Raw genomic sequence first — 12,416 nt, forward strand, 5'->3', positions numbered from 1 at the left:
GAGAGAAGCTCCCGCGCGTTTAAGCCATTCCCGGCTCCGGAGGAAGGGCCGGCGCCTCCGTCCTGCTGCGGTGCAGCGATCAGACCGGCGAGACGCGCCAGATGCAGTCGCCGACATCGTCGACGCACAGAAGCCCGCCGCGCTTGTCGACGATCACCCCCACCGGGCGCCCCAGCGCCTTGCCGTCGACGCGGAAGCCGCCGAGGATTTCCTCCGGCGGGCCGGCCGGCTTGCCGTCCTCGAAGGGCACGAAGATCACCCGGTAGCCGGAGGGCGGGTTGCGGTTCCAGGAACCGTGCTGGCCGATGAAGACGCCGTTGCGGAAGCGCGCGCCGAAACGGTCGTCATCGACGAAGGTTAGGCCGAGCGAGGCGGTGTGCGAACCCAGCGCATAATCCGGCTTGAGCGAGGCCGCGACCAGATCCGGCCGCTGCGGCTTCACCCGCTCGTCGACGATCTTGTCGTAGTAGCAATAGGGCCAGCCATAGAAGGCGCCGTCCTTCACCGAGGTCATGTAGTCCGGCACCAGATCGTCGCCGATCTCGTCGCGTTCGTTGACGCTGGTCCACAATTCGCCAGTCACCGGGTTCCAGTCCATGCCCACCGGATTGCGCAGGCCGCCGGCGAACACGCGGTATTTTCCCGTCGCGATATCCACTTCCAGAATGGCGGCGCGGTCCACCTCCTCCTCCATGCCGAACTCGGCGACGTTGGAGTTGGAGCCGACGCCGACATAGAGCTTGGTGCCCTCCTTGTTGGCGACGAGGCTCTTGGTCCAGTGGTGGTTGCGGCCGGACGGCAGGTCGCAAATCTTCACCGGGGGCGCGTCGATGCGGGTGGCGCCGGGCACATAGGGGAAGCGCACCAGCGAATCCGCGTTCGCCACATAGAGCTGGTCACCCACCAGAGCCATGCCGAAGGGCGAATAGAGGTTCTCGATGAAGGGCAGCTTGATCTCGGCCACCCCGTCGCCATCGGCATCGCGCAGCAGGGTGATGCGGTTGGCGCTCTTCACGCCGGCGCCCGCGCGCACCATCACGAAGCCCATCGCCCACCAGCGCAGGCTGAAGATGCCGGCCGGCCACGGGGGGCCGGCGGTCTCGGCGACGAGAATGTCGCCATTGGGCAGCTCATAGACCCAGCGCGGATGGTCCAGGCCCTCGGCGAAGAAGCTCACCTTGAAACCCGGAGCGGGCTTAGGCTTCTGGCCGGGCCCCCAGCCGACGGCCGGGGCGATCTTCATGATGGGGATGAGGGTCGGCTTGGGCTTGGGCAGCTTGGGCAGGTCGCCATAGCCGGCTTCCTCGGCAAGGGCGGGCGCCTTGCGCAGATCCGTGAGGAAATGGACGACGCCAGTGATGCAGGCGCCCAGAAAGCCGCTGATCTTCACGTAGTTGGCCATGACTGGCTCCGGCAGAGGGGGATGCGCCATCTCAGCCCGGAAAGTCGCGCCAGCGCAATAGCGTCTTCGGCTTATCCTGCCTCGGATAGGTCGGCGCTGCTGGCAATCGCGGGAAAGTCGACGCGCTGGCGCAACCCGACCGCCATGTTCTCCAGGATCAGGCTGCCGCCGCTGCGGGTGACAATCTGCTCGGCAATGGCAAGGCCCAGCCCCGCCCCCGGCGCACCGCGCGCCGGATCGACGCGGAAGAAGGGCTCGAAGACGTGGGGCAGCAATTCCTCGGGAATCCCCGGCCCGACATCCTCGATCACCACATGGCCGAGGCCCTCGACCGCCTCAACCCGCACATGGGCCTGCCGTCCATGGGTGGCGGCATTGATGAACAGGTTGCGCAGCGCGCGCCGCAGCGCCTCCGGCCGGGCCTGGATGGTCACCGGAGCGGCGCGCTCCAGAGACACGGCATAGCCGATCGCCCGCAATTCCGCGACCGTGTCGACCACCATGGCGTCGAGTGACAGTGTCTCGCCGCGGCCATCCTCCACCTCCTCGCGCACCAGCCGAATGGCGCTGTCGGCGATCCCGTCGAGTTCGTCGAGGTCGTCGATGAAGGCCGCGCGCTCCTCCTCCCCCAGGAACTCGGCCCGCAGGCGCATGCGTGTCATCGGGGTGCGCAGATCGTGACCGGCGGCGGCCACCAGCCGCATGCGACTTTCCATCACCTGATGCAGCCGCGCCGCAAGCTGGTTGATGGCGCGCGCCGCCGCCCGCACTTCGGCGGGGCCCTTCTCCGCGACGGGATGGAGACCGCTGCAGGGCGTGATGGCATCCGCCGTGCGCTGCAGCAGCGCCAGCGGTTCGGTGAAGCGGCGGACCGCGAACACCATGACCAGCGTCACGCCCACGGCCACCAGCAGGATCCAGCCCACCAGAGCCCAGCTCCTTTGAGGACCCGGCATCGGAATCCCCAGGGGCATGATGACCCAGCGCCCGTCAGCGAGCGGAGCCGAAATAACGGGCCAGCCGAAATCAACAGGTTCGGAGACAGCCACATGCAGCGCATGTCCACGGCGCGTCAGGACACCATTAATGGCATCGGTAAACGGCGCGATCGGGCGCCCGCCGGCAGGCGCGTCCGCAATGCGGCCATAGAGCCCCTCTTCCAGCGAGCCCTGGGTGCGTGCGGCCAGATCGGCAAGCATGCTGATCTGGGTCGCCGCCGCCTGGTCGATCCGAGCGAAATCAGGCTGCTTCAGGAGCAGCATCGAGAGGCCCGTCGCCAGCAGAAGCACGCCAAGAACGGACCCGACCAGAAGCGCCGTGAGCTTGGCGCGCATGGACTTCATCGTGAAGCCTCGCCCTCATCGGCCGCCGGCTCCACGCGCGCGGCAAGCTGATACCCACCATTGCGCAATGTCTTGATGATCTGGAAGCTGCCGGCATCCCCCATCTTTCGACGCAGCCGGCTGATGAGCACATCAACCGAGCGGTCGAAACCGGAGGGCACCCGCCCATGGGTGAGGTCCAGCAACTGCTCACGCGAGAGCATGCGTCCCGGGCGTTCAAGAAAGGCGAGGAGCAGGTCGAACTCGGCGCCGGTGAGCACGATTTCCCGTCCTTGCGAATCCCACAGCCGGCGGCTGGTGGAATCGGCGAGGAAGCCGCCGAAACGCAGGCGCAGGGCCGGCGCGGGCGCGGTGTCGCGCGGCGAGAGACGCCGGAGCACGGCGCGGATGCGCGCCACCAGCTCCCGCGGATTGAACGGTTTGCCGAGATAATCGTCGGCGCCGATTTCCAATCCGATGATGCGATCCACATCCTCCTTCAGCGCGGTGAGGAGGATGATGGGAACAGAGGAGCGCGTGCGGATGGTCCGGCACAGGTCGAGCCCGGACACGTCAGGCAGCATGAGATCGAGCACGATGAGATCGATCCGTCCCTCGGCGAGGCGGCGCTCGGCCTCCTTGCCATCGGCGGCCAGCGACACGCGGAAATTCTGCTCGGCGAGGTAGCGCCCGAGGAGCTTGCGAATCTGCTGGTCGTCGTCGACCACGAGTATGTGCGGGCCGCTGCCCGCTTCCGAACCGCGCATGTCGTTCATGCCGCCGCTATACGCGCCCGATGCGGCCTCCGCCGGAGAATTTTGCGAACCAGCGTTGCCGGGCCGCCATGGGCAACGTTGGGCAACAATTGTGGCGCATTTTACCGTCAGCGGGAAACATGCCCGAAACACGGGGGCACGTCGACACGCCGCCCTTTTACAGCTTCCGGGCGAGTCTGGATTCGCTTCAACGCACATGGTATCGCCTCGAAACCAAAGGTCATCGAGTGGCGTCCCTCATGCAGGCATCATTTGACAGCGAGCGCGTTCTCCGCTGGATCGTCGTTTATCTCGCTGTCATTTCCGGTGAGGACAGCGACACCATCGACCCGGACATGCCGCTTTCGCATTTCGACCTCGATTCCGTGGACGCCGTCGAAATGGCGCTGCAGTTCGAGACGACGTTCGATCGTCAGATCGGAGCGGAGTTCTTCCTCGCCGCGAACGCGACGGTGCGGGGGCTTGCCGACCTGATCATCGCCAATGCCGCCGCACACGCCGATTGATCCCGAGGCGCTGCGGCCGTCGCCGCGGATTCACGCGGCCTCGCGCCTCGACGCGTCCTATCTCGCCTATGCCAAGTCCATCGCGCACGGGAATTCCGACCCGGCGTTGCGCCTTGAGGTGTGCCGGCAGTTCGTCCGCTGCGGCATGATCGGCGAGACGGTCGCCATGCTCGCCACGCTCATGGATGTGCGCGATCTGCGGGGCAGCGTGACGGAGATCATGGGGGAGCTGCGCGCGCTGCGCCGGGCGCGCAGCGAGGATCACGTGTTCGCTCCCGTGGGGGGCAACGCCGCTGCGGGGTCGAAAGACCGCGGTTACTGGGTGGTGCCGGCCGATTCCGACACGACGCTGATCGCCTTCGCCGGCAAGGCACAGTTGCTGGGCCTGTCCATCTATTTCATGCACAGCCTGCTGGGTCGGCTGAATGCCAACCTGATCTATCTCTTCGACTGGTCGAACAACTTCTATTTCGGCGGCGTGTCGGGGCTGGGCGGCAGCGTCGACGCGTCGGTCGAACGGCTGCACGGCCTCTGCGCGGAACTGAAGTCGCGCCGGGTGCTCTGCCTCGGCCAGTCCGCCGGCGGCTTTGGCGCGCTCCATTACGGCGTGAAGCTCGGCGCCGATGGCGTCATGACCTTCAGCCCCATCCTCCTGCCGGTGACGCAGGGCAAGGTGCGCGAGCGCATCGGCAACCGGGTCGGGCGCCCGCTCACAGATGCCGATACGCAGCTGCGCGAGCAGATTGCCGCGGCCCCGAGGGCGCCGCATATCGAGATCGTCTACGGCACCGAAAACAAGGCGGACGTGGCCTCCGCGCGCTATCTCGCGGATCTGCCCATGGTCGTCGAGCATCCCCTGCCGGGGGTCAGCGACCATGGGACGATCCAGGTCACCGTCGCCAATAATACGTTCGGACCGCTGCTCGACAGCTTCGTCCGCGCCTCCGGCCCCGGCTCCTGGGGAACCGCGCTCAGTCGTTGAGCTGCGACAGCCAATAGGTCATCGCGGGCATCATCCGTTCGATCTCGGCGCCATTGGCGAGGGGGCGCTTGTTGGCTTCGAGAAACCAGAAATGCAAATCCTGGTCGACGGCAAGGTCGATGCCGAATTCATAACACGCGCCAAGGCCCGGCTGCTTGCACAGCGTGCTGGCAATTTCCCGACACAGCGCCTGGGCCTCGCAGACCTTGCCCTCGGGATCGGCCGCCCCCCGCGCGATGAAATAGGATTCCGCATCGATCAGCGCGCTGCCCTTGGCGCGGTTCGATATCAGCTTGGAACCAAGCGAGACGCGGCCCGTGAGGCGGAAGAAGTCCCAGCCATCGTCGGGCCGACGCACCATGTCCGCCCGCACTGTCGCCGGCTGGCCGGCCAGGTCGTGGGTGTCGATGAAGCGCTGCACCAGATAGGTGCGGTAGCCCATGCGCACGCGGATCGCGCCAATGACGCGGGCAATCGCCTCCGCGCGCGTGCCGCGCCAGGAGTGCTCATCCTTGTGGACGGCAATCTCGTCGCCCTGCGGAATGAGGAAGAAGATTCCGGTACCCAGCGAGCCGTCGGCGCGCTTGACCACGATGGGGCCGCCGGCCAGCCATTCCGCGAGCTGCGCCTCGACGCGGTCGGCGACCAGCACCTCTTCCGGAATGATGTGCGGCTTCAGATGCGGATAGGCGGCCAGCATCGCGGCCATCTGGTGCTTGTCATAGCCGTCAAAGGCGAGAACCTTGGTGCGCGCCCGCAGCCAGGCATCAACGACGCGATGCGCCGGCCGGGTCGGCGGCGCGGCCGCCACCACGAGGCGCGGCACCGGGACATCGACCGCCGTCCAGGCCCCATCGACGAACTCATGCGCCCTTATCCGCTCGGCATCCATGTCGCAGTCGGCGCTGCGGGCAAGAAGCACCCGGACGCCGCGATAGGCCGCCTCGCCCACGACGGCGCGCAGCCGGATCGGCGAATAGGATTGGTGAAGGGTGGTCTCATGTCCGAGAAGGAGGATCGTCGGCGTATCGGGCATCGCATGTTCCATTCGCAGCAACGCCGTTCTAGCGGGCGGCGACAGCGGCGGAAACTCCCGTACGGGGCTGGAGTCCCACATTTTCTCGGGCGCTCCTCCGCCCGAGGCGACACGAGCCCCACCCACGCCGGGAGCAGCCCACGGTCACGCCAGCCGATGGAACCAAGCCGCCGCCCCGCCGCTTAATCGCCGGAGGTGGGGATGGAGCACTGGTCATTGCCGACGTGGCTGCTTGGCGTGTGGGACCGCCTGCGGTCAAGTTTCTGGTTCTTGCCCTCGGCGATGGCCGCCGCGGCCACCGCACTTTCCTTTGCCCTCGTCTGGCTCGACACGTGGCTGGGCCAGCAGACGATCGAGCGGCTGGGCTGGCTTTACGGCTTCGGGCCGGAGGGGGCGCGCGCGGTATTGTCCGCCGTCGCCGGCTCAATGATCACCGTGGCGGGCCTCACCTTCTCCATGACCATGCTGACGCTGCAACTGGCTTCGCAGCAATTCGGCCCGCGACTGCTGCGCAGCTTCATGAGCGATCGCGGCAACCAGCTGGTGCTGGGAACCTTCACCAGCACGTTCCTCTATTGCCTTCTGGTGCTGCGCACCGTGCGCGGCACGGAGGAAGCGAACTTCGTTCCGCATCTGTCCGTCACCTTTGGCGTCGTGCTGGCCGCGCTAAGCCTCGCCGTCCTGATCTACTTCATCCATCACGTCGCCAATTCGATCCGCATCGAAACGGTGCTTGCCGATCTCTCTCACGAGGCACGAAGCACCATCGACCGTCTCTTTCCGGCCCAGATGGGCCAGGAGCCAAAGGGGCGCGACGGACACACCTCCTCCAGCCTGCGCCACACGCTGGAGGAGGATTCGCGTGCGGTCTTCGCTGAGGGCAGCGGCTATGTGCAGCGCCTCGACGAGGCGGCCTTGATGCGCATCGCCGCTGAACATGATCTGGTCATCGCCGTGGACTCGCCCCCGGGCCGGTTCGTCACCGAGCGGATTCCCCTGCTGCGCGCCGCACCCCGGGCGCGTGTATCGGAGGCGGTGATGGATCGCCTGCGCCAGGCTTTCATCCTGGGCGCGGATCGCACGCCCACGCAGGACCTGCAGTTCTCTCTTCACCGCTTTGTCGAGATCACCCAGCGCGCCCTCTCCCCCGGCATCAATGACCCAACCACGGCGCTGTACTGCCTCGACAGACTCGCCCAGGCCTTATGCCTGCTGGCCGAGCGCGACATGCCGTCTCCGGTGCGGGCGGACGAAGGGGGGCGGCCGAGAGTGCTCGTCCCGCTCAACACATTCGAGGAATTCGCCTGCCCCGCGCTTGCGGCCATCGCACGCTATGGGATGAACGATGCCGATGTGGTGCGCCAGCTTCTCGCCAGCACCCGCGTGCTGGAAGCCCGGGCGGCACCCGATGCGCGCGACGCCTTGCGGCGTCTTGCCGCCACCATCGAATCCGAAAGCGGAGCCTCGCTCAAATCGTTCGACATCGGCGTTTCATCTTACCGGCCTACCTATCCCTATAGATGATGTCTCGCCCCCATTCCGGGGGCTCGCCAAGGCCATTGCCGGTGGTAACATCGGGGCAAAGACGCATTCACCGGGAGTAAACGCTATGTCACCGTCCGCCACCCAGCCGAGCCCCTTCGGCCCTTCGCTGCTGCATGATCCTGTTTTCAACCGCGGCAGCGCCTTCTCGACCGAGGACCGGGCGCGGCTCGGGCTTGAGGGCTTCCTGCCGCCGGTGGCCGATACGCTGGAGACGCAGGTGGCGCGCATTCACCTGCAGCTCTCGGTGCTCGACAATGATCTGCAGAAATATCTCCTGCTGAGCGACCTGCAGGCCCGCAACGAGACGCTGTTCTACGCGGTGCTGATGTCCGATCCGGCGGTGTTCATGCCGCTGGTCTACACGCCGACCGTGGGCGAAGCCTGCCAGAAATACGACCATGTGCTGCGCGCCACGCGCGGCATGTATCTGCCGATCACGTTCAAGGGCCGGCTGAAGGAAGTGCTGTCGCACTGGCCGCAGAAGGATGTGCGCTTCATCGTCGTCACCGATGGCGAGCGGATTCTCGGGCTCGGCGATCTCGGCGTAAACGGCATGGGCATTCCGGTCGGCAAGCTCGCGCTCTATTCCGTCTGCGCCGGCGTGCCACCGGAAATGACGCTGCCGATCACCCTCGATGTCGGCACCAATAACGGCACGCTGCTCGACGATCCGCTCTATCTCGGCCTGCGCCAGAACCGCGTGCGCGGCGCGGAGTATGACGCCTTCATCGCCGAGTTCGTCGAGGCGGTGACCGAGCTGTTCCCGCTGTGCTGCCTGCAATGGGAAGACTTCGCCAACATCAACGCCGTGCCGATCCTCGAGCGCTACCGCGACGCGATCTGCACCTATAATGACGACATCCAGGGCACGGCGGCGGTCGCCGTGGCGGGCATTTACGGCGCGCTGAAGCTCTCGGGCCAGAAGCTCACCGACCAGACCTTCCTGTTCCTCGGCGGCGGTTCGGCGGCGACCGGCATCGCCGAGCTGATCAGCGAAGCCATGGTGCTCGAAGGCGCGACCATCGAGGAGGCCCGCGCCCGCAACTGGCTGTTCGACGTCAACGGGCTGATGGTGAATTCGCGCAGCGACATCGCCGGCTTCCAGAAGCCCTTCGCCCATGACCACGCGCCGATCTCGAATTTCGTCGAGGCCATCGAGGCGATCCGGCCGACGGGCATCATCGGCGTCAGCACCGTGCCGAAGCTGTTCAACCAGGCGGTGATCGAGGCGATGGCGCGGATCAATGCCCGGCCGATCATCTTCCCCTATTCCAACCCGACCTCACGCTCGGAATGCACGGCGGAGGAAGCCTATAAATGGTCGAACGGGCAGGCCATCTTCGCCAGCGGCAGCCCGTTTCCGCCGGTGGAACTGAACGGCCAGCGCTTCGTGCCCGGCCAGGGCAACAATGTCTATATCTTCCCGGCCATGGGCATGGCGGTGCTCGCCACCCAGGCGACGCGTGTCACCGAGGACATGTTCATCGTCGCCGCCAAGGCGGTGGCCGAGCAGGTACGGCCGGAAGATCTTGAGGTGGGCCTGATCTACCCGCCGCAGCGCGACATCCGCAAAGCCTCGCTGCATGTGGCGGCGCGCATTGCCGAACTCATCTTCGACAAGGGCCTCGCCCGCGTGCCGCGCCCCGCCGATATCGAGGCGCACATCAACGAACTGGCCTACATCCCCCGCTATCCCGCGCTGTGACGGCGCGGGTCAGCTGCGCACCTGGCGGGTCACCGCCAGGATGGCATCGATGCCGGCGCCGGCTTCCTTATAGCCGGCGTCGCGGAGCGCGGTGAAAATGCGCCGGGCGGAAACGTAGTCGCGGAGATGGTAGTAGGACCAGGCGCGGATCGACATCAGGTCCTGCTGCTCCGGGGCGAGGTGGCTGCGCTCGTCCAGCGCCAGGATGGCCTCGACATAGCGGGCATCGCGATAGGCGGCGATCGCCCGCTGGGCCAGCAGGTCCGCGCTCAGCGTCACCGCCCGTGCCGGCGGCTGGGGCGTCTCGAGGGCGGCCAGCTGGGCCTCGTTGGTCAGGCCGAGCCGCAGATAGGCGAGCGACTTGCCATAAGCCGCGTCTTCCGCCGTCCGGCCGGCGCCGTCGCGGATGGCGATGTCGAAGGCATTTATCGCCTCCCGGGGGCGGTTCAGTTCCAGCAGGCACCAGCCGCGCGCGAGGCCGTCTTCGGGTGACACGCGGCCGGCACGGAACACCGCATCGCCGGCGCTTGAACAGGGAGCGCCGCGCGGGGCGGAAGCGCCGGGCGCCGGGCCGTCGTCGTTTCCGGCCAGCCTCTCCGGCAAGGCGCCAGTGAGAGGCAGGGGCGCGGCGACCGCTGCCGTCGGCCGGCTAACGGGCATGGGCGCGGCCGGCCGCGCGGCCACCATCGGCTGTGCGGCCGCCGTCGGCGCACCGCTCGCCAGCCGGCGGCGGACGGCCGGCGACACCAGGGCCAGGATGCGCTCCGACTTCCCCGCCCAGGTGGTAGCGATCGCGTCAAGGGTCGCGGTGTCCTTCAGGCGCTGGCTGACAAGCGCCAGCCCATAGGCGGACACCTCATCCGCCGGCGCCCATTGCACGGCGGTGCGGAACCAGGAGGCGGCGGTACGGATCTGCCCGGTATTGTAGGCGTACCAGCCCAGCGCCTGCGCCCCGGTGGCGGATTTCGCCTCCTGCACGACCGGGGCGAACCGGGCGACGACCGACTGCTCAAGGCGCGGCGGCGGCGCCGTGGCCAGCAGGCCGGCCATAAGGTCGATATAGGCCTTGCGGTTGCTCGCCCCGGCATCGCGCCACTGATAGGCGATCGGTTCCGCCTGCTGGGCGCGGCCGGTCGCGGCCAGCGCCAGCACATAGCCCTCGGCAGCCGAGGCCCCGCCCTGCCGGTCCAGCGCCAGCTTGAACCAGTCGACCGCCCGCGCCGCATCGCCGCGGCGGAAGGCGTACCAGCCGAGCACCAGCGCATCGTCGGCGACCGATCCACTGCGGGCCAGCTGCTCCAGCGCCGCGATGTCGTCGGGCGACACTGACAACGAGGTATCCTGCGCGGCGCGGCCGACACGCATGCGCAGGAGGTCTTCGCGCAGGCCGGCGAATTCGGGCGTGTTGTCCGGATTTGCGCGGGCGAGCACCGCGTCGAGATCGGGACCGTCGAGCAGTTGCAGCGCCTTCTGCGCCGTAGCGACGCGCTCCTGCGGATTGGGGCAGGAGGTGAGGATATAGATGAACAGATCCTTGGCGCGCTGGGGCGCCCCCGTCCGCACGAAGGCTTCCGCCACACGCCAGAGCACGTCCATATTGGCGCAGACAAGCATGCCGGGCGTGTCGGTGGCGATGCGCAGCACGGAAGCCCATTGCTTGGCCTCCGAGGCATTGACCAGCCGGCGGGCGGCCTCGCCCTCGCCGAGCCGCGCCATCAGATCGGCCGGCGGCTGCCAGCCAGGCTCCGACGCCTGGCGCTGGGCGATGGCGGCCCGGATGTCGGAGAACTTCCCTTCGGCGAACAGAGCCCACAAACGCGAAATGTCGGGGTCCTGGTCCGCCGTCGGGGCGAACAGGTCTTTGGGTGGCTGCCAGTTCGGATACAGCGCGCGCAGCCGTGCGATTTCGGCATCGAGCCGCTGCTTGTCGCCTTGCGCCGCGAAAAAGCGCAGCGCCGATTCATCGACCTTGGGCGTCGCGGCGGCGCCGGCAGGGGCGGCGCCATTGTCTGAGGGCGAGGCGAGTTGCTGGCCGATGGCCGGGACGGCGGCCGCCCCGACCACGATCAGCAAAAGCACCCTCAGCGAAGACATGTCGGATATTTCTCACTCACCAGCGACAGGCTTAGGAGATAAAGGGTCGACGGGTAGTACTGGCTCGGTTGCAGGCGCCTGAGATCTGCCGGAATCGCCGTGCCGTCGATGGCACAGGCCAGCGTTGCCGCCAGCATCCGGTAGCCGGGCTCCGACAGCCGGGCCAGGGCCTTGCCGGTCGGGATATTCACGATCGCCGGCATTCCCCCATTCTGCACCATCCAATTGTTGAGAATGGCTTTTTGAACGTCAGAGTCGGGGATCCCGGCGCGCAGAAGGTAAAGAACTATCCTTAACGAATTGTAACCAAAGACCGGCTCGAAGCCCTCCGCCGGCGCCAGCGGGCGATCGGCCGGGGCGGAAATCCAGTCAGGCGGCAGCTTGGCCGGGCCGAGGCGGGCGAGGGACAGCAGTTCCCGGCCGGAGGCGGCAAGACCCGCCCAGTCGACTTCGGGCGCGAGCCGGGCAAAGACCGGAAAGGCCTCGAAGATCCAGTAGGACAGGTTCAGCACCGGCCCGTCCGGCCGCTCGCCGACCGAGAAGCCGGTGACGCCCGGCAGCAGCACGAGCCGCCCGGCCTCACGCCGCACCACCTGCTGGCCGAGCGCTCGCGCGATGCGGGTCGCGCTGCTCACATAGTCCGGGACGCTCCATGCCTCCCCCGCGAGGGCGAGTGCATAGGCGATGAGGATGTCCCCGTCGCTGGCGGCATTGATATCGGTGACGTGCGGATCCGCGTCCGGGTCCCAGCGCCAGGCCGCGAGGCCATCGTCGCGGATCAGCAGTTCGGTACGGGTAAAGGTCCATATCCGCTCGAACCCCGCCTTGTCGCCGGCGAGATAGGCGAGCAGCATGCCATAGCCCTGCCCTTCGGAATGGCTGATCCGGCCGTTCGCGTCGTCGATGACCCGGCCGCTGGGGTCGACGAAGCGTGCGGAATAGGCGGCCCAATCGTCGCGCGAAATCATGCCGGCAGGCTCCTTGGCGAAGGCGCCCGGCGCGACGAGAAACGCCGCCGCCATCAGCATGGCGACGACGACGCCGGCAC

The 12,416-nt window shown here is 67.3% G+C and carries 10 protein-coding genes; 4 read left to right on the plus strand and 6 right to left on the minus strand.

The features are described from left to right. Window positions 1-79 precede the first annotated feature (79 nt). From ACO07Z_RS06485 to ACO07Z_RS06495, 3 genes are all read right to left on the minus strand, one after another. Entirely contained in the window at window positions 80-1,402 is a 1,323-nt protein-coding gene (locus ACO07Z_RS06485) for a PQQ-dependent sugar dehydrogenase (RefSeq protein WP_421697951.1), read from the minus strand. 71 nt (window positions 1,403-1,473) lie between these two features. Next, complete coding sequence (locus ACO07Z_RS06490; RefSeq protein ID WP_421697952.1) at window positions 1,474-2,736, minus strand: ATP-binding protein; 1,263 nt, start codon at window positions 2,734-2,736, stop codon at window positions 1,474-1,476. A gap of 5 nt (window positions 2,737-2,741) precedes the next feature. Beyond that, on the minus strand, window positions 2,742-3,500 hold the full coding sequence (locus ACO07Z_RS06495; RefSeq protein WP_421697953.1) for a response regulator transcription factor: 759 nt from the start codon (window positions 3,498-3,500) through the stop codon (window positions 2,742-2,744). Between the two features lie 119 nt (window positions 3,501-3,619). Here ACO07Z_RS06495 and ACO07Z_RS06500 point away from each other — a divergent pair, with 119 nt between their 5' ends. Next, on the plus strand, window positions 3,620-4,006 hold the full coding sequence (locus tag ACO07Z_RS06500) for an acyl carrier protein (RefSeq protein ID WP_421697954.1): 387 nt from the start codon (window positions 3,620-3,622) through the stop codon (window positions 4,004-4,006). Next, window positions 3,984-4,988 (plus strand): hypothetical protein, encoded by a 1,005-nt coding sequence (locus tag ACO07Z_RS06505; protein ID WP_421697955.1) that lies wholly within the window; start codon window positions 3,984-3,986, stop codon window positions 4,986-4,988. The genes ACO07Z_RS06500 and ACO07Z_RS06505 overlap by 23 nt, the downstream gene beginning before the upstream one ends. On the opposite strand, the gene ACO07Z_RS06510 is transcribed toward ACO07Z_RS06505, so the two are convergent. After that, a complete protein-coding gene (locus ACO07Z_RS06510) occupies window positions 4,978-6,024 on the minus strand; it encodes a YheC/YheD family protein (RefSeq protein WP_421697956.1) in 1,047 nt (348 codons plus the stop codon). The genes ACO07Z_RS06505 and ACO07Z_RS06510 overlap by 11 nt on opposite strands. A gap of 201 nt (window positions 6,025-6,225) precedes the next feature. On the opposite strand from ACO07Z_RS06510, the gene ACO07Z_RS06515 reads away from it, so the two are divergent. Together ACO07Z_RS06515 and ACO07Z_RS06520 are read left to right on the plus strand one after the other, a co-directional pair. Continuing rightward, complete coding sequence (locus ACO07Z_RS06515; protein WP_421697957.1) at window positions 6,226-7,548, plus strand: DUF2254 domain-containing protein; 1,323 nt, start codon at window positions 6,226-6,228, stop codon at window positions 7,546-7,548. An 85-nt stretch (window positions 7,549-7,633) separates the two neighbouring features. Beyond that, on the plus strand, window positions 7,634-9,274 hold the full coding sequence (locus ACO07Z_RS06520) for an NAD-dependent malic enzyme (protein ID WP_421697958.1): 1,641 nt from the start codon (window positions 7,634-7,636) through the stop codon (window positions 9,272-9,274). A gap of 9 nt (window positions 9,275-9,283) precedes the next feature. Here ACO07Z_RS06520 and ACO07Z_RS06525 read toward each other — a convergent pair whose 3' ends face one another. Continuing rightward, a complete protein-coding gene (locus ACO07Z_RS06525) occupies window positions 9,284-11,368 on the minus strand; it encodes a hypothetical protein (RefSeq protein ID WP_421697959.1) in 2,085 nt (694 codons plus the stop codon). Beyond that, a complete protein-coding gene (locus tag ACO07Z_RS06530; RefSeq protein ID WP_421697960.1) occupies window positions 11,356-12,396 on the minus strand; it encodes a glycosyl hydrolase family 8 in 1,041 nt (346 codons plus the stop codon). Before ACO07Z_RS06530 ends, ACO07Z_RS06525 begins: the two co-directional genes overlap by 13 nt. Between the last annotated feature and the right edge of the window lie 20 nt (window positions 12,397-12,416).

Origin of the sequence: Ancylobacter sp. (genome assembly GCF_965229075.1) — a bacterium.
Classification (GTDB): domain Bacteria; phylum Pseudomonadota; class Alphaproteobacteria; order Rhizobiales; family Xanthobacteraceae; genus Ancylobacter.